This is a genomic window from Phenylobacterium sp. (assembly GCF_022402485.1).
In the GTDB taxonomy this organism is placed as follows: Bacteria; Pseudomonadota; Alphaproteobacteria; order Caulobacterales; family Caulobacteraceae; genus Phenylobacterium.
In genome coordinates this window covers 24,539-43,496 of the sequence record NZ_JAKRSA010000028.1, presented here as the reverse complement: position 1 = coordinate 43,496, position 18,958 = coordinate 24,539, and the positions used below count along the sequence as shown (strand labels likewise).

The window sequence follows — 18,958 nt, the reverse complement described above, 5'->3', positions numbered from 1 at the left end:
CGTGCTCCCGGCGTAGGGTTTGGTCATGAGCAAGTCCGATAAGTCCGACAAGTCCGACGAATCCTATGACGAAGCCCTGCCCCGACTGCAGCTGGCCCTGGTGAAGACCCAGCAGCAGATCCTGGCGAAGGGCGAAAAGGTGCTGGTGATCTTCGAGGGGCGCGATGCCGCCGGCAAGGACGGCACGATCCAGCGGATCACCGAACATCTTTCCGTACGCGGCACCCGGGTGGTGGCCCTGTCCAAGCCTTCGGATGTGGAGCGGACCCAGTGGTACTTCCAGCGCTATGTCAGCCACCTGCCGGCCGGCGGGCAGTTCGTGATCTTCAACCGCTCCTGGTACAACCGTGCCGGGGTCGAGCGGGTGATGGGGTTCTCCACCCCGGCTGAGCAGGAGGACTTCCTGCGGGAGGTTCCGCTCTTCGAGCAGATGCTGGTGGCGAGCGGCATCCGGCTGGTGAAGATCTGGCTGGATGTCAGCAAGGATGAGCAGGCTGCGCGCCTGGCTGAGCGCAAGAATGACCCCCTTAAGGTGCTGAAATCGAGCCCATTGGATGAGTTCGCTCAGCCCCGGTGGACCGACTATTCGGCGGCCCGCGATGAGATGCTCCGCCGCACCGACACGGCCTTTGCGCCATGGGTCTGTGTGCGGGCCGACCAGAAGAAGGCCGCCCGGCTGAATGTCATGCGGCACCTGATTCAGACCCTCGCCGATCGGGGTGTGGCACGCACGGTTGAAGCCCCTGAACCAGAGGTCCTTTATCCCTTCGAGATCTCGGCCCTGACGGATGGACGGCTATGTCCTTGATGGGATCAGGACGTCGGGGAAAGGCTGGTCCTCTTGTCACGCCCTAGGGGCCCCGGAGACGCCCCCCTGGCCTCCCGCCTCGCCCTGCTTCGCGCAGGGGGGGAAACCGGTGCCTTGATCGCTCAGAAGGACTGGTCCGGCAGCCCGATTGGTCCGATCGATCGCTGGCCCCAGAGCCTGCTGACCGCCCTCAGCATTCTGCTCCACTCCCCTACCCCCATCGTCATGCTTTGGGGCCCTCAGGGGATCATGCTGTACAACGACGCCTATTCCATCTTCGCCGGGGCGCGCCATCCGACCCTGCTGGGCAGCCAGGTCCTTGAGGGCTGGCCCGAGGTCGCGGACTTCAACGCCCATGTTATGAGCGTAGGACTGGCGGGCGGGTCCCTGTCCTACAAAAACCAGGAGCTGGTGCTCTATCGCCATGGCGTCGCTGAGACTGTGGTGATGAACCTGGATTACTCGCCGGTGTTCGATGAGGCCGGCGCTCCGGCTGGGGTGATCGCGTTTGTGGTGGAGACCACAGAGCAGGTCCGGGCAGAAGCCGACCTAAAGGCCGAGCGCGACCGAGCCCGCGATGTGCTCGAGGGCATGACAGACGGCTTCCTTCTGCTGGCCCATGATTTCACGATCCTGGAGATTAATGCGGAGGGCGTACGGGTCGATGGTCGCCCGCGGGAGGCCTTCATTGGCCAGGACCATTGGGCGCTCTGGCCCGCAACCGTCAACGCACCCCTGGGACGCCTATACCGAGAGTCGATGCGCGATCGGACCGCCTTTGCCGCTGAGACCCAATTCGTCTCTGCCGCCGGCAAGACCACCTGGCTCGATGTGCGGGGCAATCCGGTGGAGGAAGGACTCGCTGTTTTCTTCCGTGACATCACCGAGCGGAAGCGCGCCGAGGAGCACCTTCGCCTGATGGTGCATGAGCTGAATCACCGGGTGAAGAACTCCCTGGCCACCGTACAGGCCATTGCCGCCCAGACCTTGAGGGGCGGCGGGGCGTCGCTGGAGGTGCGCGAAGCCCTGACCTCACGCCTACTCGCCCTGGCTAAGGCCCATGATGTGCTGACGGACGCCAAATGGTCGGGTGCCCGTCTTGAGGAAATCGCCAGCCAGGCCGCCGCCCCCTATGGCCCCGAGCGGTTCCGGGTGGAAGGTCCAGGGGTGATCCTGCCCCCGCGAACTGCCATCGCCCTGGCCCTTGCCTTTCATGAACTGGCCACCAACGCCGCCAAGTATGGCGCCCTGAGTAATGCCGCTGGCCAGGTCAGACTGGTCTGGCGGCTATCGGAGGATGTCGATCCCCCTCGGCTGCACCTCACCTGGTGCGAGGCAGGGGGTCCCCCGGTCAACCCGCCCGCACGCAAGGGCTTCGGGTCTCGTCTGATCCAGCATGGCCTGGCCGCTGAGTTCGTCGGCGAGGTGCGCATGGACTTTGCGCCCTCCGGTCTTGTTTGCCAGGTGGATGTGGCCCTGCCGCTGGCGGATGCGGGCCAATGGGCCGCCTGGCCGCCCAAGTGATGCTCCGGCCTCAGGCCGTCCCCTCCGTGACGGCATGCAGCCGAGCATAGGCACCGCCCTTGGCCACCAGCTCAGCATGCCGGCCCTCCTCCACCACCCGACCGCCTTCAAAGACCAGGATCCGGTCGGCCCCGCGAATGGTGGACAGCCGGTGGGCGATGACGATGGTCGTGCGGCCCGCCATGAGCTCCTCCATGGCCGACTGGACATCGCGCTCGGTCTCCACGTCCAGGGAGGAGGTGGCCTCGTCCAGGACCAGGATCGGGGCATCCGCCAGGAAGGCCCGCGCCAGGGCCACCCGCTGGCGCTCGCCGCCCGACAGCTTGACCCCGCGCTCACCCACCAGGGTCTCGTAGCCCTTGGGCAGACGCATGATGAAATCATGCGCCCGAGCCCGACGGGCGGCCAGGGCCACCTCCTCGGGGCGCGCATCGGGCCGCGCATAGGCGATGTTCTCGGCGATGGTGCGGTGGAACAGGGCCGGGTCCTGCGGCACCAGGGCGATGGACCGCCGCAGGGAGCCCTGGCTGACCCTGGATATATCCTGGCCATCGATGAGGATGCGGCCAGACTGCACATCATAGAGCCGTTGCAGCAGCTTGACGAAGGTCGACTTCCCCGCCCCGGTCGCGCCCACCAGGGCGACCTTCTCCCCGGGGGCGACAATGAGCGTGAAATTCTCATAGAGCGGACCTGCGGCCGCCTTGTAGCCGAAGGTGACGCGATCAAAGGCGATCTCGCCCCGTTCACCGCGGAACGGAACCGCGTCGGCCAAATCAGCGACCTCCGGCCCTGTGACCGCGTAGCGGGCTACATCCTCCACATCGTCGAGGCCCTTCTGCATCATCCGGATGTTCTCGCCGATATTGCGCAGATAGCCGCTCATCAGCATGAAGGCGGTGATGGCGAACACCACGTCGCCCGCCGTGGCCTCACCCCGCGCCCATAGCCGCAGCAGGAGCCCGGTCAACCCGGCCTGCAGCACCACCAGCATCAGATTGTGCCACAGCCAGACATTGATGAACCGGGTCCAGGTGATCAGGGTCAGGCGCCGCCACAGGGCGGTAATGCCACCGATGCGCGCCTCCTCACGCGCCTCCGCGCCGAAGGCCTTCACCGTCGGATTTGAGCCGATGGAGTCTGAGAGGGCGCCGCCAATCCGCGAGTCGAGTGCCACTGACTTCAGGTTCGCCGGTCGCACATAGATCGTGGTCAGCCAGAGGTTGGAGATCAGATAGGCGATCACCACCGTCAGGGAGAAGATCCCTACCAGGGGCCAGCGGGCGATCATCATCACCGACAGGCCGATCAGCACGATCAGCGCCGGACCCAGCCAAAGGATCACCGCATCGGAGACCATGTCATAGCCCCACATGCCCCGGCTGAGCCGCCGCACGGTGGAGCCCGCGAAGGTGTTGGCGTGCCAGTCGGAGGAATAGGACTGGACCCGCTGAAAGCCCTCGTCGGTCATGTCCTTCATATTGGCCGCCGCCATGGGGTTCCAGAACCGGAAGGCGATGTTGCGCACCACGGTGAAGGCCAGGAACACGCCGATGAACACCGCCCAGGCGCGCCAGGCGAGATCCGCCTGGTCGGGACCTGCGGCCACGATGTCCACCAGACGCCCCGCTGCCCAGGGCAGGGCCAGGTCGAAGCCGATCGCCACCAGGGTCAGGGCGACAGAGGTCCAGAACAGGAATGGCCGCCGGAGCCAGAAGGCACCGATGAAGCCCAGGACCTGGCGGTTGGAGAGGGTCCGCTCTGCCAGGTCGTCGGTATCGTCATAGTGGTCAGTCATGATGGTCTCGATCTGGCGGTCATTCGGCGGCTTCGGAGACGGCGTGCAGGCGGGCATAGGCGCCCCCCCGGGCCAGCAGCTCCCCGTGCCGGCCCTCCTCGATGATGGCACCGCGCTCAAACACCAGGATGCGGTCGGCGCTGCGGATGGTCGACAGCCGGTGGGCGATGACGATGGTGGTGCGGCCGGACATCAGCTCCTCGGTGGCCGCCTGGACTTGACGCTCGGTCTCCACGTCAAGGGATGAGGTGGCCTCGTCCAGAACCAGGATCGGCGCGTCGGCCAGGAAGGCGCGGGCGATGGCCACCCGCTGCCGCTCGCCGCCCGACAGCTTGACGCCCCGCTCGCCCACCAGGGTCTCGTACCCCTGGGGCAGGCGGGCGATGAAGTCATGATCCCTCGCCCGGCGGGCGGCCAGCACCACCTCATCGGGGCTGGCGTCCGGCCGCGCATAGGCGATGTTCTCGCCGATGCTGCGGTGGAACAGCGACGGATCCTGCGGCACCACGGCGATGGCCCGGCGCAGCGAGCCCTGCGTCACATGGGCGATGTCCTGCCCATCGATCAGGATGCGGCCGCCGTCCAGGTCGTGCAGCCGCTGGAGCAGCTTGACGAAGGTGGACTTGCCCGAGCCCGTGGGCCCGACCAGGGCGATCCGTTCGCCCGGCGCCACAGCCAGGCTGAAGTCCTGATAGAGCCGCTCCCCCTGGCCGGCATAGCCGAAGCTCACCCGGTCGAAGGTGATCGCCCCTTCCACGCCCTGGAACGGCCTGGCCGTGGGCTGGTCGGCCAGTTGCGGATCGGTGCGCATGTAGACGGCCACGTCCAGCATGTCGTCCAGACCCTTCTGCAGCATGCGGGTGATCTCGCTGAAGTTCCGCATATAGCCGGCCATCAGCATGAAGGAGGTGATGGCGAAGGCCACATCGCCGGCGGTGGCCTCCCCTTGCGTCCAGGCCCACAGGATCAGCCCGGTCAGCCCCCCCTGCAGGATAACCAGCAGCACGTTCTGCCCCAGCCCCACCAGGTTGAACCGGTTCCAGGTGCGGATCACCGCCACCCGCCAGTCGGCCACGGTATCGGCGAACCGCTGGCCCTCCCGGGCCTCGGCACCGAAGGCCTTGACCGTCGGGTTGGCGCCGATGGCGTCGGCCAGCGAGGCGCCGATCTTGGCATCCAGGCCGTTGGAGACCAGGTTGACCGGCCGGACGTAATAGGTGGCGGTCAGGACGTTGTAGAGCGCGAAGACAATGACCACCGTGGCCGTGAACAGGCCCGCCAGGGGCCAGCGCACGGTCATGGAGACCGCAAGCCCTGCCAGCACGATCAGGGTCGGCATCAGCATCAGCAACAGGGCATCTGAGGCGCTGTCATAGCCCCACATGGCCCGTGACACCTTGCGCACTGTGGCTCCGGCATAGTTGGAACCGTGCCAGTCGGCCGAGAAAGACTGCACCCGCTCAAAGCCCTGGGTCACGATCCGCTCCATGATCCGGGCATAAAAGCCATTCAGGATGCGAAAGCCGACCGTTCGGACACCGTAATAGATGACGTAGAGACCGGTCAGGAACGCCCAGGCGGTCCATGCCGCCTGCGTCAGCCGCTCCGGCGAGGACACCGCGTCCACCAGGGCGCCCGCCGCCCAGGGGATGGACAGGTCGCAGGCCGTGCCCACCAGGAACAGGGACGCGGCGGTGAAGAACCGCGGCTTGTCCACCATCCAGTGGCGCCACATGAAGCCAATCACGGCCATGTTGCCCAAGGGACGGGGCCGGGTGACACCTTCGTCTTCGTCGTAGAATTCGCTGGTCATGGGATAGGCCAAAAATCCGGGCCGCAGGCCCGTGGGCCGGCGGACGAGCCGCAGCGCCGGTTGCGCACAAAGGGCGCGCAGTCAGGGGCGGCGTAATGAGAGAGCCGGAAACACAGGTTCCAGCGGGTGCGGGCGAACACGGGGACATTCCTGAAGAGCGGGAGCCAAGAAAGGCGCCGGCCCGGGAAAATCCGCTCGAGACGAGCTCTGAGCTAGGTTCGGGACGCGGCGACGCAGCGATGGAGGTTCGGTGCAAACAGCAATTTCATGCGAACCCTCCTATCTGGTCGCGGGGTTGTGAGTGGCGGGAAGCTAGGCGGGGCGGGAATCCTCGTCAACCGCCCGTTGAACATCGATCCGCCAACCGCTTTCACTGAGGCGCCGAAGACACGATCTGGTAGGAGGAGGGGCATGATCGCCCCCCTGCCCGACGCCGCGCCGACCAATTGGGTCGACCGCCATGCACCGCCCGCCCTTGCGCCTTGGCTGAAACTCGGCCGCTTCGACCGGCCTACGGGAATCTGGCTGCTGATGCTGCCCGGGTGGCAGGGCATCGCCCTGGCCGGGGCCATGGCGGGAGAGCTGCCTGACTGGCGCTGGCTGATCGCGTTCTTCGTCGGCGCGGCCCTCATGCGCGCGGCCGGCTGCGCCTATAACGACATCATTGACCGGGACATTGACGCCAAGGTCTTCCGCACCGCTGGCCGACCTATCGCGTCGGGCCAGATCACCGTGCGCCAGGCCTGGGCCTTCGTCATCGCCTGTTGCCTGATCTCCCTGGCCATCCTGCTCACCATGCCCCCCATCGCCATCGCCCTGGGCGTCGGGTCGCTAGCTCTGGTGGCGGCCTATCCGTTCATGAAGCGGATCACCTGGTGGCCGCAGGCCTGGCTGGGCCTGACCTTCAACTGGGGCGCGCTTCTGGGCTTCGCCGCCGTGACGGGCGACCTGCAGGCCCCGGCCCTGCTGCTCTATGCCGCCGGGGTTTTCTGGACCCTGGGCTATGACACCATCTACGCCATCCAGGACCTGGAGGACGACGCCCTGGCCGGGGTGAAATCCTCGGCGCGGCGCCTGGGCGCGGCCACGCCCAAAGCGGTGCTGGCCTTTTATGTGGTGGCGTTCGCTTTGGCCCTGACGGCGGCGTGGGTCGGCGGCCTTGGCCCGCTCTTCCTGCCCCCGGCCGCGCTGTTTGGTCTGCATCTGTCGCGGCAGGCCGCCCAGGTGCGCGTGGAAGACCCCGCCGGTGCCCTGGCCCTGTTCAAGTCCAACAGCCTCGCGGGGGTGGCGCTGTTTCTGGCCCTGGCCGCTGGCGCCTGGGGGGGTCCCCAGGGCTTGTTCTGAAGCTGTGATGACCTGCTAGGTCATTGAGGGGTGCCGTCGCCTCGGCCACGGTGAGCCCTCGGTTCCAGCGACCCGTCAGGGCCGCCCCTGCCCGGAGACCCCATGGCCCTCCTCGCCGCCAAGCCCGTGGCCGACTTTCCCGCCATGCTGGCCCGCCTGCGCCGTCAGCGGGGCCTATCTCAACTGGGCCTCGCCCTGGCCGCCCAGGTCTCGCAGCGCCACGTCTCCTTTCTGGAGACCGGCCGCACCCGCCCCTCCCGGGACATGGTCGGCCGGCTCGCCCTGGCCCTGGAACTGGCCCTGCAGGACGCCAACGCCCTGTTGCTGGCCGCAGGCTTTGCCCCGGCCCATCGAGAAAGCGTCTATACCGACGAGGCCGCCGCCATGATCCGGCGGGTGACGCAGCTGGCCCTGGCGGCCCATGAGCCCTTTCCGGCCTTTGCCGTCGACCGAGCCTGGCGGCCCCTGGACGCCAATGGCCCCGCCGCCCTGCTGTTTGGTGCCCTGATCGGCGAAAGCGCCCTCGATCCCAAGGTCAGCCTGCTGCGGGCGGCCTGCGAAAGTGCGGCCTTTCGCGGTGCCGTGGCCAACTGGAGCCAGTTGGTCGCCCATTTCCAGGCCCTGGCTGAGGCCGAGGCCTGGCGGGCACCGCCGGGGCCCATGCGCGCCGAGCTCGACGCCACCATAACAGCCCTGAAGGCCCAGGCGCCCGACGGCGCGTCGGTCCATGCGGCGCCGGGTGCCGCCCTGATCCTGCAGGTTCGCACCCCAGACCTCCGCCTTGACCTGGTGTCCACCGTGGCCCGGTTCGGCGCCCCGTCTGACACCGCTGCCGATGATCTGAGGATCGAGTTCTTCTACCCCGCCGACGCCGCCAGCGAGCAGGTGCTGCGGGGACTGGCCGCTGGTGCCAACAGCCCCTGACCCTGGGTCATTCTACCCGACCGTCAAAAACCGTGGCACAGTGAGGTCATGGCCGTCGCACCTCGAATTGATCCCAAGGACCTGTTCACGCCACAGGAATGGGCCAGCATCTCCAACCGCTCCAGCTGGCGGGGTCTTGCCCTCATCGCCCATGCCTGGATGGTGATCCTGGCGGCGGGCACCATGGCCGTGATCTGGCCGCTAACCCTGCCCCTGGCCATCATGATCATCGGCGGGCGGCAACTGGGACTGGCGGTCCTGATGCATGACGCCACCCATGGGGCACTGCACAGCCACCAGGGCTTCAATGACTGGGCCGGCGAGTGGCTGACCACCGGCGGTCTCGACCGCTATCGCCCCTATCACCTGACCCACCATAAATATGTCCAGCAGGCCGAGGACCCTGACCTGGTCCTTTCGGCCCCTTTCCCGATCACGGCCACCTCCCTGCGGCGCAAGCTCGTCCGCGATCTCACGGGCCAGACCTGGTTCAAGCAGCGCTTTGGCCACCTGCGCAGCCAACTGGCCGCCCGCAAGGCCGGCGAGCCCCTGGCACCGATCCTCAAGGCGGAGCTCTATCGCAAACGCCGCATGCTGATCGGGGCCGCTGTGACTATCGCTGTGACCGCGCCGTTCGGGCTCTGGTGGGTGTGGTTCGTCCTGTGGCTTTTGCCCCAGGCCACCTGGACGCAGATGATCACCCGCCTGCGCAATATCGCCGAGCATGCAGGGGTAGCCAAGGACGAGCGTGACCCCTTCCGCTGCGCCCGCACCACCTATGCCGGACCCCTGGAGCGGGCCATGGTCGCCCCCTACTGGGTCAATTATCACTGCGAGCATCACATCTTCATGCACCTGCCCTGCTACAACCTGCCCCGGGCGCACAAGCTCCTGCTGGCCAAGGGACTGGGCCCACAGATGGAAATTCGGGGCAGCTATCTGGAGGTGCTGCGCATGGCCGCCTCCAAGGGTGCGCCCTCAGGCCTGGCACCCGCCTGATCATTCCCCTTGCGTACGGCGATGATCTTCGTCACTCGCCGGGGATGCAAGGTGGCAGGAGCGCGGCGTGATCGAGCAGACCCCCGAGGGCCGCCGTGCCTTCATCCTGGCCAATACCCGCCAGCAGGTGCCTCCGCACACCCCAGAACTGATCCTGTATCTGGCCGATGAGATCACCCCGATCTGGAAGATGACCGAGGAAGCCCTGGAGGAGATCGGTCTGCCGCCGCCCTTCTGGGCGTTTGCCTGGGCCGGCGGCCAGGCGCTCGCCCGTTACATCCTCGACCATCCCGACATCGTCGCCGGCCAGCGGGTGATCGACTTCGCCTCAGGCTCCGGCATCGTCGCCATCGCCGCGGCCAGGGCCGGGGCAACCCATGTCCTGGCCGCCGACATCGACGCCTATTGCGGAGCGGCCCTGGCCTTGAACACAGAGGCCAATGGGGTGGTCTGCGACTTTACCAGCGCCAACCTGCTGGACGCCGCCCCGCCGTCCGTCGATGTGATCCTGGCCGGGGACATCTGCTACGAAAAGCCCCTGGCCGCCCAGGTCATGGCTTGGCTGGGACTGGCCAAGGCCGCCGGTGCCACCGTCCTGATCGGCGACCCCGGTCGCAGCTACTTCCCCCGCGAGGGCCTCGTGAAGCTCGCCGAGTACCAGGTCGCCACCACCCGCGAACTGGAAGACATGGAAGTCAAGAAGACGGCGGTATGGGCCTTGCCGGGTTAGCGCCTCGGACATCCAGCAGATACGCCTCCAGCATACGGTGCAGCTCTGCGGCCATCACCGCCTCCGAGGCGGGCAGGCCGGCCTCATCCACCAGCCAGCGGTGAGACAAGGCCTCAGCAGTATCCACAACCAACGTCGCCCTGATGTGCGGCGCTTCGACATGGGGCGCCAGGGCCGCCGCGACGATCTGGATGATCGAAGCCCGCAGACCCTCCACACGGGCCCGCTGATCAGGGCTGAGGGGGGCCTCACTGGACAGGACGCGGTGAAGCCTCGGATCGTCTTGGTGCAGGCTGACAAATCCGCCCACCAAAAGTCCGACAATGGCGGGAAGGTCCGGTCGCTCCTGCAGTCTCAAGGCGCCCTGGGCCAACAGCGCCTCGCCCCGGCTCAGATGCGCATCGAGAATGGCGTCGACAATGGCACCCTTGTTGGGGAAGTACTCATAGACTGAGCCGATCGAGACCCCAGCTCGCCTGGCAATCAGATTGGTGTTCAGCGCGCCCCAGCCCCCTTCGGCCAGAATCTGAGCAGCCGCCTCGACGATGGCGTCAACCGTCGCCTGGGCGCGGGCCTGACGTGCCCGCCGGACGGGCCTTCTCGGGGCTTTCGAAGCGGTGCTGGCCGGCATCCTAAAACCCGAATTCAGTTATGTGAGCAATTGCTCGATAATCAGCGCCATGAGACGCTTTGACAATCACCCCTCCTGGACCCGCTACCGGGACATCCTTGCCCAAGCCTTTGGCATCACGTTCCACACAGAGCCCACGGAGCGCCAACGGCAAGTCCGCGGGCATTTGATCCGATACGATGACTGGCGCCCCGCCGGACCGCCGGTCGGCGTTCTGATCCTGGTTCACGGTGGCGGCGGCCACGGGCGCATACTCGCCCCTTGCGCACTCCCGGCCCTTGCCGCCGGGTGGCGGGTCCTGGCCCCCGACCTCCCCGGCTATGGATTGACGACCCCGGCTCCGGGTTTCGATGGAGACTATGCCGAGTGGCCCGCGGTGATCGCAGAATTGGCCGATCAGGTTGAGGCCGGACCGGTCGTGCTCATGGGACTTTCCCTGGGCGGGATGACGGCGGTGAGCGCTGCTCAAAAAAGCACTCGCGTTCGCGGTGTCATCGTCACGACCCTTCTGGACACGTCAGATCCGGAGACCTTTGTCGGGGCCGCTCGGTGGCGCTGGTTGGGGCGACTCAGTCTTGGGTTCATGCAAAGGGTGCCGGCGCTTTTCGACCGGCTGATCATGCCCCTAGGCTTGGTGACGCCCCTCAGGGCCATGAGCAGCCACCGGGCCATGCAACGTTACTTCGAACGTGACCGATTGCTCGGCGGCAGATGGGTGCGGGCGAAATTCTTCCGAACCCTGCAACAGCATCGTCTCTCCGACCCACGGCTGGATTGCCCGCTTCTGCTCGTTCACCCGGGTGCTGATGACTGGACGCCCGTCTCAATGAGCCTGCCAACCTACGCGCAGATTACTGGGGCCAAGTCATTCCAGCTCCTGAGCAACGGCGCACACCTGCCCGCTGAGAGCCCCGCCTTTGCGGAGTTGGGCCAGGCAATGCAGGCGTTCTTAGGCTCGCTCACCGCCCCATCGGCTTCGGATTGAGGCCGCCGCAGGTGGAGACCTGAGTCTGCGGGATTTTCTGTGTCTGGGACTAGCCTTGGCAGCAGCTCACGCGCCTATAGTGACGCCCCAGTGACATTGCCCCTCCGGAGTCTGCCCATGCGTCGCCGCACCTTCCTGGCCGCCCTGCCCGCCGCCCTGCCCGCCTCCATGGCAGGGGCGCTGCTGGCCAGCGGTGCCGCAGCCCAGAGCCGGCTGGCGACCCCCAACCGTGATCGCCCTGATGTGGGTCCAGGTGACCGGATCGACGGGGCGCGGTTCGCCAGCCGCAGTGCGGCCTGGGGAACCCACGGGGCCGCGGCCACAGCCCATCCCCTGGCCACTCTGGCAGCCATCGACATCCTGCGGGCCGGTGGCTCGGCGGTGGACGCCGCCATCGCAGCCAATGCGGTGCTGGGCTATGCCGAGCCCATCGCCTGCGGAATCGGCGGCGACTGCTTCGTCATGCTCTGGGACCCCAAGACCAAGCAGGTCGTGGGCCTGAACGGCTCCGGCCGCAGCCCCCGGGGCCTGTCGCTTGAGACCGTGCGCAGCCGCGCCAAGGACGGCCTCATTCCTTCCCACGGGGCGATATCGGTCAGCGTACCTGGCACCGTGGACGCCTGGTGGGCGCTGCATGAGCGCTATGGCAAGCTGCCCTGGAAGGACCTGTTCGCCCCGGCCATCGCCCACGCTCAGGACGGCGCGCCGATCAGCCAGAACGTGGCCTTCTATCTGCAGCGCAGCTACAACAACTTCACCCGCGGCACCCTGGGGATCGAAGAGGTCGACAACTTCAAAGCGGTCTGGGCACCTGGCGGAGCCACGCCGAAGGAAGGCGAGGTGTTCCGTAATCCCGGCCTCGCCCGGACCTATAGCCTGATCGCAGAAGGGGGCCGCGACGCCTTCTACGAAGGTGAGATCGCTGAGACCATCGAACGCTATTTTGAGCGGATCGGCGGCTGGATGACCAAGGCCGACCTTGCCGCCCATCGGGCAGAGTGGACCAAACCCTTTGCGAGCCCCTATCGCGGGGTGGACGTCTACAGCCTCGGCCCCAACAGCCAGGGTCTGGCGACCCTGCAGCAGCTCAACATCATGGAGCAGTTCGACATCCGGGGCATGGGCTTCCAGTCGGCCGCCGCCATCCATCATGGGGTGGAGGCCAAGCGGCTCGCCTTCGAGGATCGCGCCCGCTACTACGCCGATCCGGCCTTCTATGACGTGCCGGCCGAGTGGCTGATCTCCAAGGCCTATGCCGCCGAGCGGGCCAGGCTGATCCGCCCGAACGCCATCCTGCAGACCGTCTATGCCGGCCAGGCGCCAAGCCAGGGCGATACCACCTATTTCACCACCGCCGACAAGGACGGGATGATGGTTTCGATCATCCAGTCCAACTATCGCGGCATGGGATCAGGCCTCGCCCCGGACGGCCTGGGCTTCATGTTGCAGAATCGGGGCGAGATGTTCGCCCTCGCCGACGGCCATCCCAATGTCTATGCCCCTGCCAAACGGCCCTTCCAGACCATCATCCCGGGCTTTGCGGTGAAGGACGGGGCACCGTGGCTCTCGTTCGGCGTCATGGGCGGCGACATGCAGCCGCAAGGCCAGGCCCAGATCATCTCCAACATGGTCGATTTTGACCTGGGGATTCAGGAAGCCGGCGACAGCCCGCGCTGGCGCCATGGGGGCGGGTCGGAGCCCACCGGCGAAGTCACCCCAGGGACAGGCCTGCTACATCTGGAAGGCGGCGTTCCCGCCGCCACCCGCAAGGCCCTGGCCGATCTGGGCTGGACGCTGGGCCCCAGCGACGGCAGCTTTGGCGGCTATCAGGCCATCGAGCGCTGGCCCGGCCGCTACGCCTCGGCCACCGAAATGCGCAAGGACGGGGTGGCGCTCGCCTACTGACCTCGGAGGGAGCCATGACCGAAACCGAGATGCGCGCCATCATCCTGGCCTTTCCCGGTGCCGAGGAGGGCACGTCCTATGGCTACCCATCGTTCAAGGTGCGGGGAAAGTTCTTCACCCGCCTGAGAGCGGAGGACGCCAGCCTGGTGCTGGGTGAGGTGGGCTTCGATGAGCGCGAGATGCTGATGGCCGCCGAGCCGGCCACCTTCCATCTCACGCCGCATTATCAGTCCTCAGCCATGGTGCTCGCCCGGATCGAGAGCCTCGATCCGGGGTCACTGCACAGCTTCCTGGAACGCCGCTGGCGCAGGCTCGCCACCAAGACGATGGCGAGGGCCTTTGATGCGGCGAAGAGCCCCGACTAGCGGGCGGCGTACTGCAGCCCCACGCCGACGGCGCTGCGGGCCTCAGCCAGGGTCTCCTGATAACACTCGGACGTTCTCACCGTTTGCTTGAGCATCCGAACGCTGCCCTCGTGCCCGCCACAGGCGGTGAAGGCGGCGCGCTCAACCCGGCGCTCCAGGCGCTTGGCGTCCTGGGCGTTGGCGGGATCAAGATTGCTGACGATGACGGTGGCGGTGCCTACGCGCGCGGGTTCGGCCAGGGCCGGCGCAGCAACAAGGGCCGCGACGAACGCGGCTGACAAAAGCTTGAACATGGTCGTCTCCCTAATGACAGACCCTGCGGGGGCAGCTCTGACGGCCGCTCGTATTCCGCAAGGTCACCTGACGAACATGGGGCGCAATTGGGGCCAGGGGAAGGCATTGGCTCTGCGACCATAAGGCGCGCAGGTCGCCCGTCGCCTAGAACTCGTCTTCCACCACCGAGCGGAACTGCTCGAAAATCTCGGCGGCCCGCTGGTTGTTGTAGGGCTCGGGCTCTTCCTCAACGGCGGCCTCGGCCGGGGCGCCGCCGTGCAGGCGCCCGGCCACTGCGCCGTCTTGCACGAGGATCAAGACTTCGCCCTCGGCGAGGCCGGTGAGCAGCTGGGCGACCCTAGGCGGCAGGTCGTCGAGGTCGAGGCGCTTCATGAGGGCGAAATCTAGCGGCAAGCGCGTCCGGCGCAAAGGGTGACAGCAGGCCAGCGCCACCCTAAGTCCTGGGATCAGATCACCCTGGGAGGGCTCATGGCCTATCGGTCGCTGCGGGAATTCATCACCAAGCTGGAAGCCGCCGGGGAACTGGTGCGGGTGTCTGAGCCGGTCTCCACCGTCCTGGAGATGACCGAGATCCATCGCAGACTGCTGCGGCAGGGTGGCCCGGCGGTGCTGTTCGAAAACGTCATCCGCGCCGATGGCGAGCGCTCGCCCATGCCCTGCCTTGTCAACCTGTTCGGCACGGTCAAGCGGGTGGCCATGGGCGTCACCCTGGAGGGCCGGGAGCGAACCACAGCGGCTGACCTGCGCGAGGTCGGCGAACTTCTGGCTTTCCTGCGCGCCCCTGAGCCCCCCCGGGGGCTGAAGGACGCGCTCGACATGCTGCCGCTCGCCAAGACGGTGATGGCCATGCGCCCGGCGACGGTGAAGAAGGCACCGGTGCAGGAGATCGTCTGGACGGGCGACCAGATCGACCTGACCAAGCTGCCCATCCAGACCTGTTGGCCTGGCGAGCCCGCGCCCCTGATCACCTGGCCGCTGGTGGTCACCAAGGGCCCGTCCACGGAGCGGGAGGACGACTATAATCTCGGCATCTACCGCATGCAGGTGCTGGGCAAAGATCGCACCATCATGCGCTGGCTGGCCCACCGGGGCGGCGCCCAGCACCACCGGCGCTGGAAGGCGGCGGGCAAGCCTGACGCCCTGCCCGCCTGCGCTGTCTTAGGCGCTGATCCCGGCACCATCCTGGCGGCGGTGACCCCGGTGCCCGAGACCCTGTCAGAGTACCAGTTCGCCGGACTTATGCGCGGGGCCAAGGCCGAGCTGGTGGCGGCCAAGACTGTGCCCTTGATGGTCCCTGCCGAGGCCGAGATCGTGATTGAGGGCCATGTTCTGCTGGATGAGTACGCCGACGAGGGCCCCTACGGCGACCACACCGGCTATTACAATTCCGTCGAGAAGTTCCCGGTCTTTCAGGTCAGCGCCATCACCATGCGCCGCGACCCGATCTATCTGACCACCTTCACCGGCCGGCCGCCCGATGAGCCCAGCGTGCTCGGCGAGGCCCTGAACGAGGTGTTCATCCCCCTGCTGCGCCAGCAGTTCCCGGAGATCATCGACTTCTGGCTGCCGCCGGAGGGCTGCTCCTACCGGATCGCTGTGGTGTCCATGAAGAAGGCCTATCCCGGCCACGCCAAGCGGGTGATGATGGGGGTCTGGAGCTACCTTCGACAGTTCATGTACACCAAGTGGGTGATCGTCGTGGACGACGACATCAACGCCCGGGACTGGAAGGATGTGATGTGGGCGCTGTCCACCCGGATGGACCCGGCCCGGGACATCACCGTGATTGAGGGCACCCCCATCGACTATCTGGACTTCGCCTCGCCTGAGAGCGGGCTGGGGTCCAAGATCGGCCTCGACGCCACCAACAAGTGGCCCCCGGAGACCCACCGCGAATGGGGCGAGAAGCTCGACATGGACGAGGCCACCATCGCCCGGGTCACCGATCGGTGGGCGAGCCTTGGCCTGCCGGCCTTGAAGGGCTGACGGGCGCGCCGAAGGCGGTGGAGAGATCAACCAAGAAGAGCACAAAGGTCGGTACCGATCCTAGGTGTGCTTCGTGCTCTTGGTGGTGAACGATCTCTGCGCTGCGCGTAGGGGTCAGGTGCCGGCTGGGGCGGCGGTGCCCCGCAGCGAGGGTCGGAGGGTGCTGAGGACGAGGTGAGGCCTTAGCCCTTGCCCTGGCGCCCATTTCGCAGTCCAACTGCGGCCCTTGCGCGGGGGCGCGGGCGTCCGGGAAGGTCTTTCATGAATCTGGTGACATCGGGACATGCGGCGGCGCTCTGGACGGGCCTGCATATCTTTCTGCTGCTGACGCTCTCCCTGCTGGTGGTCCGCCAGCGGCAGCGCCACAAGGTGGCGTTTGGCGATGACGGCATTCCCGAGCTGGCCCAGGCCATCCGCGCCTTTGGCAACGCCACCGAGTACATTCCCGCCGGCCTGATCGCCATTGGCGTTCTGGCCCTGGTGGAAGCCCCCCCCCTGGCGGTGCACCTGGCGGGCCTGGTGCTGTTTGCTGGCCGGGTGATGCATGCCGTCGGCCTGTCGCAGAGCGGCGGGGCCTCCTTCCCCCGGGCGATTGGCGTGACCCTGACCTGGATTTCCTATGTCTTCGCCGGGGTCGCCCTGCTGTTCTACGCCATCGCCTGACCGCCCTGCGCTTGCTCGACGAGACGAGGTTCGCCATATGGCTGGCATGGATCAAAACCTGCTCGCTGACCTGATCGCCACAGCCCTCAAGGCCGGCGCCGATGCGGCTGAGGCCGTCACCGCCGAACGCCAGTCCCTCTCCATCTCCGTCCGCGCCGGCGCCCTGGAGGAGGTCGAACGCGAGGAAAGCCGGGACCTCGGCCTGCGGGTCTTTGTCGGCCAGCGGCAGGCTACGGTTTCAGGCTCCGACCTGTCGCCAGAGGCGCGGGCCAAACTGGTGGACCGCGCCGTGGCCATGGCGAAGCTGGCACCGGAAGACCCCTATGCAGGCTTCGCGCCCGCCGACCGACTGGCCAAGGGTCCGCATCGCAATCTCGACCTCTATGATCCCACCGAGCTGTCGCCCGAGACCCTGGAAGACCGGGCCCGCGCCGCCGAGGCCGCTGCCCGGGCTGTGGAGGGCGTGGTCAATTCCGACGGCGCCACCGCCGGCTGGTCCACGGCCAAGTGGCTGATTGCCACCAGCCATGGCTTTGTCGGCGCTCACCAGGCCTCGGGCTTTTCCCTCGGTGCCTCGGCCATCGCTGGGGATGGTCAGACCATGGAGACCGGTTATGAGGGCCGTTCCGTGCGCTGGCACGGGGACCTTCCCGGCCCTGAAGGCATCGGCACCGAGGCCGGGCGTCGGGCGGCAGCAAGGCTCGGGTCGCGCAAGATCGCCTCGACCACCGCGCCGGTGATCTTCGAGAACCGCCTGGCCATGTCGATCATCAGCCCGATGATCGGCGCCATAGCCGGCCCCGCGATCGCCCGGGGCTCATCTTTCCTGAAGGACAAGCTCGGCCAGCCGGTTTTTGCCCCCAGCGTCACCATCACCGATGATCCCCACCGCCCAAGGGGCCTCGGCTCCAGCCCCTTCGACGATGAGGGGGTCGAGACCCACGCCATGGACCTGATCGACAAGGGCGTGCTGACCACCTGGCTGCTGAATTCCAGTTCGGCGCGGCAGCTGGGCCTGGAGACGACGGGACATGCCTCCCGGGGTCTGGCCGGTCCCCCTGGCGTTGGGGTTTCAAACCTGACCCTGCAGCCCGGCACCGAGGATCAGGCCAGCCTGATGCGCAGCGCCGGAACGGGGCTGCTGGTGACCTCCATGTTCGGCCCATCCCTGAACGGCAATACCGGCGACTGGTCGGTGGGCTGCTCAGGCTTCTGGTTCGAAAACGGGGAACTGGCCTATCCGGTCAGCGAGATCACCGTGGCGGGCAATCTGATTGAGATGTACGCCCGCCTGGTGCCTGGATCGGATCTGGAGATCCGCGGTGCATCCAACGCCCCATCTATCCTGATCGACGCCCTGGCGATCGCCGGTAAGTGAGCCCGAGCCCCGCCCAGGACCTGGAGCTTCTGGTCGCCGCAGCGGTGGAGGCCGGGACCCTGGCCCTGGACCTTCGGGCCCGGGGACTGAAGATCGCTTGGAAAGAAGGCGACTCGCCGGTCACCAATGCCGACTTCGCCACCGACACCCTGCTGAAGACCAAGCTCGGTCAGGCCCGTCCCGACTATGGCTGGCTGTCGGAGGAGACGGCTGACGACCTTGTGCGCCTGCAACGACGCCGGGTCTTCGTGGTCGACCCCATCGACGGCACAAGGGCCTATATGAAGGACAAGCCCTGGTGGGTGATCTCGGTGGCCGTGGTGGAGGATGGTCAGCCCATCGCTGGCGTCGTCTATGCCCCCCAGGTGGGTGAGGTCTATACCGCGCTGGCCGGCGGGGGGGCCAAACTCAACGGCTCTCTGATCGTGCCGGCCCAGACCCTGCGCCTGGACGGCTGCGGCATGGTCGGCGATCAGCGAATGTTCGACCATCCCTCCTGGCCCCAGCCCTGGCCCAGGATGCGGGTGGAGTCGCGCAACTCCACCGCCTACCGCATGTGCCTGGTGGCTTCAGGCCAGTTTGATGCAGCCCTCGCCCTGGTGGCCAAGGCCGACTGGGACCTGGCCGCAGCCGATCTGGTGGCCCGTGAGGCCGGTGCCTATTGCGGCGACCATCTCGGGCGCGGGTTCGCCTATAATGGACAGAATCCGGCCCAGCTGAGTCTGCTTTGCGCGGCGCCGCGATTGGCCCCATTGATCCTGGAGCGCGTCTCGCATATCGCCCTTCCAAACTAAGCCCTCATCTGAGGATT

18 protein-coding genes are annotated in these 18,958 nt (G+C 67.0%); 13 read left to right on the top strand and 5 right to left on the bottom strand.

Translation table 11 applies throughout. From position 1 onward, the window contains the following. Window positions 1-25: 25 nt before the first annotated feature. Window positions 26-808, top strand: a complete 783-nt coding sequence (ppk2, locus tag MH112_RS11630; protein ID WP_296567936.1) for a polyphosphate kinase 2 — start codon at window positions 26-28, stop codon at window positions 806-808. 33 nt (window positions 809-841) lie between these two features. Continuing rightward, window positions 842-2,332, top strand: coding sequence for an HWE histidine kinase domain-containing protein (locus MH112_RS11625; RefSeq protein ID WP_296567934.1), 1,491 nt, complete (start codon window positions 842-844; stop codon window positions 2,330-2,332). 10 nt (window positions 2,333-2,342) lie between these two features. On the opposite strand, the gene MH112_RS11620 is transcribed toward MH112_RS11625, so the two are convergent. Together MH112_RS11620 and MH112_RS11615 are read right to left on the bottom strand one after the other, a co-directional pair. Next, on the bottom strand, window positions 2,343-4,130 hold the full coding sequence (locus tag MH112_RS11620) for an ABC transporter ATP-binding protein (RefSeq protein ID WP_296567932.1): 1,788 nt from the start codon (window positions 4,128-4,130) through the stop codon (window positions 2,343-2,345). Window positions 4,131-4,149: 19 nt separating this feature from the next. Continuing rightward, window positions 4,150-5,943: an ABC transporter ATP-binding protein gene (locus MH112_RS11615; protein ID WP_296567930.1), complete on the bottom strand. Its 1,794-nt coding sequence runs from the start codon at window positions 5,941-5,943 to the stop codon at window positions 4,150-4,152. A 411-nt stretch (window positions 5,944-6,354) separates the two neighbouring features. Between MH112_RS11615 and ubiA the strand changes: the two genes are divergently transcribed. From ubiA to MH112_RS11595, 4 genes are all read left to right on the top strand, one after another. Further along, window positions 6,355-7,287: a 4-hydroxybenzoate octaprenyltransferase gene (gene ubiA / locus MH112_RS11610; protein ID WP_296567929.1), complete on the top strand. Its 933-nt coding sequence runs from the start codon at window positions 6,355-6,357 to the stop codon at window positions 7,285-7,287. 102 nt (window positions 7,288-7,389) lie between these two features. Continuing rightward, window positions 7,390-8,211 (top strand): helix-turn-helix domain-containing protein, encoded by an 822-nt coding sequence (locus MH112_RS11605; RefSeq protein ID WP_296567927.1) that lies wholly within the window; start codon window positions 7,390-7,392, stop codon window positions 8,209-8,211. A 48-nt stretch (window positions 8,212-8,259) separates the two neighbouring features. Further along, window positions 8,260-9,210, top strand: a complete 951-nt coding sequence (locus tag MH112_RS11600) for a fatty acid desaturase family protein (RefSeq protein ID WP_296567925.1) — start codon at window positions 8,260-8,262, stop codon at window positions 9,208-9,210. A gap of 67 nt (window positions 9,211-9,277) precedes the next feature. Next, entirely contained in the window at window positions 9,278-9,940 is a 663-nt protein-coding gene (locus MH112_RS11595) for a methyltransferase (protein WP_296567923.1), read from the top strand. On the opposite strand, the gene MH112_RS11590 is transcribed toward MH112_RS11595, so the two are convergent. Beyond that, window positions 9,906-10,571 carry a TetR/AcrR family transcriptional regulator gene (locus MH112_RS11590; protein WP_296567921.1) on the bottom strand — a complete coding sequence of 222 codons (666 nt, stop codon included), beginning with the start codon at window positions 10,569-10,571 and terminating at the stop codon, window positions 9,906-9,908. The two genes, MH112_RS11595 and MH112_RS11590, sit on opposite strands and share 35 nt — an antisense overlap. On the opposite strand from MH112_RS11590, the gene MH112_RS11585 reads away from it, so the two are divergent. From MH112_RS11585 to MH112_RS11575, 3 genes are all read left to right on the top strand, one after another. Next, window positions 10,558-11,556 carry an alpha/beta hydrolase gene (locus MH112_RS11585; protein ID WP_296567918.1) on the top strand — a complete coding sequence of 333 codons (999 nt, stop codon included), beginning with the start codon at window positions 10,558-10,560 and terminating at the stop codon, window positions 11,554-11,556. The two genes, MH112_RS11590 and MH112_RS11585, sit on opposite strands and share 14 nt — an antisense overlap. Before the next feature lie 117 nt (window positions 11,557-11,673). Next, on the top strand, window positions 11,674-13,461 hold the full coding sequence (ggt, locus tag MH112_RS11580) for a gamma-glutamyltransferase (RefSeq protein WP_296567916.1): 1,788 nt from the start codon (window positions 11,674-11,676) through the stop codon (window positions 13,459-13,461). A gap of 14 nt (window positions 13,462-13,475) precedes the next feature. Continuing rightward, entirely contained in the window at window positions 13,476-13,826 is a 351-nt protein-coding gene (locus MH112_RS11575; RefSeq protein ID WP_296567914.1) for an MmcQ/YjbR family DNA-binding protein, read from the top strand. On the opposite strand, the gene MH112_RS11570 is transcribed toward MH112_RS11575, so the two are convergent. Both MH112_RS11570 and MH112_RS11565 read right to left on the bottom strand, forming a co-directional pair. Then, window positions 13,823-14,119, bottom strand: a complete 297-nt coding sequence (locus MH112_RS11570; protein WP_296567912.1) for a UrcA family protein — start codon at window positions 14,117-14,119, stop codon at window positions 13,823-13,825. The genes MH112_RS11575 and MH112_RS11570 overlap by 4 nt on opposite strands. 145 nt (window positions 14,120-14,264) lie before the next feature. Beyond that, entirely contained in the window at window positions 14,265-14,492 is a 228-nt protein-coding gene (locus tag MH112_RS11565) for a hypothetical protein (RefSeq protein WP_296567911.1), read from the bottom strand. Between the two features lie 96 nt (window positions 14,493-14,588). On the opposite strand from MH112_RS11565, the gene MH112_RS11560 reads away from it, so the two are divergent. The 4 genes from MH112_RS11560 (at window position 14,589) to MH112_RS11545 (ending at window position 18,941) form a co-directional block, all read left to right on the top strand. After that, window positions 14,589-16,106: a UbiD family decarboxylase gene (locus tag MH112_RS11560; protein ID WP_296567909.1), complete on the top strand. Its 1,518-nt coding sequence runs from the start codon at window positions 14,589-14,591 to the stop codon at window positions 16,104-16,106. A gap of 261 nt (window positions 16,107-16,367) precedes the next feature. Beyond that, window positions 16,368-16,769, top strand: a complete 402-nt coding sequence (locus tag MH112_RS11555) for an MAPEG family protein (RefSeq protein ID WP_296567907.1) — start codon at window positions 16,368-16,370, stop codon at window positions 16,767-16,769. 46 nt (window positions 16,770-16,815) lie between these two features. After that, window positions 16,816-18,147, top strand: coding sequence for a TldD/PmbA family protein (locus tag MH112_RS11550; protein ID WP_296567905.1), 1,332 nt, complete (start codon window positions 16,816-16,818; stop codon window positions 18,145-18,147). Continuing rightward, a complete protein-coding gene (locus tag MH112_RS11545; protein ID WP_296567903.1) occupies window positions 18,144-18,941 on the top strand; it encodes a 3'(2'),5'-bisphosphate nucleotidase CysQ in 798 nt (265 codons plus the stop codon). Before MH112_RS11550 ends, MH112_RS11545 begins: the two co-directional genes overlap by 4 nt. The last annotated feature ends 17 nt before the right edge of the window (window positions 18,942-18,958 follow it).

What these genes read in the sequence shown, in the direction of transcription:
- ppk2 (WP_296567936.1), top strand. Translation starts at nt 26, where the DNA reads ATGAGCAAGTCCGATAAGTCCGACAAGTCCGACGAATCCTATGACGAA.
- MH112_RS11620 (WP_296567932.1), bottom strand. Translation starts at nt 4,130, where the DNA reads ATGACTGACCACTATGACGATACCGACGACCTGGCAGAGCGGACCCTC.
- MH112_RS11615 (WP_296567930.1), bottom strand. Translation starts at nt 5,943, where the DNA reads ATGACCAGCGAATTCTACGACGAAGACGAAGGTGTCACCCGGCCCCGT.
- ubiA (WP_296567929.1), top strand. Translation starts at nt 6,355, where the DNA reads ATGATCGCCCCCCTGCCCGACGCCGCGCCGACCAATTGGGTCGACCGC.
- MH112_RS11605 (WP_296567927.1), top strand. Translation starts at nt 7,390, where the DNA reads ATGGCCCTCCTCGCCGCCAAGCCCGTGGCCGACTTTCCCGCCATGCTG.
- MH112_RS11600 (WP_296567925.1), top strand. Translation starts at nt 8,260, where the DNA reads ATGGCCGTCGCACCTCGAATTGATCCCAAGGACCTGTTCACGCCACAG.
- MH112_RS11590 (WP_296567921.1), bottom strand. Translation starts at nt 10,571, where the DNA reads ATGCCGGCCAGCACCGCTTCGAAAGCCCCGAGAAGGCCCGTCCGGCGG.
- ggt (WP_296567916.1), top strand. Translation starts at nt 11,674, where the DNA reads ATGCGTCGCCGCACCTTCCTGGCCGCCCTGCCCGCCGCCCTGCCCGCC.
- MH112_RS11575 (WP_296567914.1), top strand. Translation starts at nt 13,476, where the DNA reads ATGACCGAAACCGAGATGCGCGCCATCATCCTGGCCTTTCCCGGTGCC.
- MH112_RS11570 (WP_296567912.1), bottom strand. Translation starts at nt 14,119, where the DNA reads ATGTTCAAGCTTTTGTCAGCCGCGTTCGTCGCGGCCCTTGTTGCTGCG.
- MH112_RS11565 (WP_296567911.1), bottom strand. Translation starts at nt 14,492, where the DNA reads ATGAAGCGCCTCGACCTCGACGACCTGCCGCCTAGGGTCGCCCAGCTG.
- MH112_RS11560 (WP_296567909.1), top strand. Translation starts at nt 14,589, where the DNA reads ATGGCCTATCGGTCGCTGCGGGAATTCATCACCAAGCTGGAAGCCGCC.
- MH112_RS11555 (WP_296567907.1), top strand. Translation starts at nt 16,368, where the DNA reads ATGAATCTGGTGACATCGGGACATGCGGCGGCGCTCTGGACGGGCCTG.
- MH112_RS11550 (WP_296567905.1), top strand. Translation starts at nt 16,816, where the DNA reads ATGGATCAAAACCTGCTCGCTGACCTGATCGCCACAGCCCTCAAGGCC.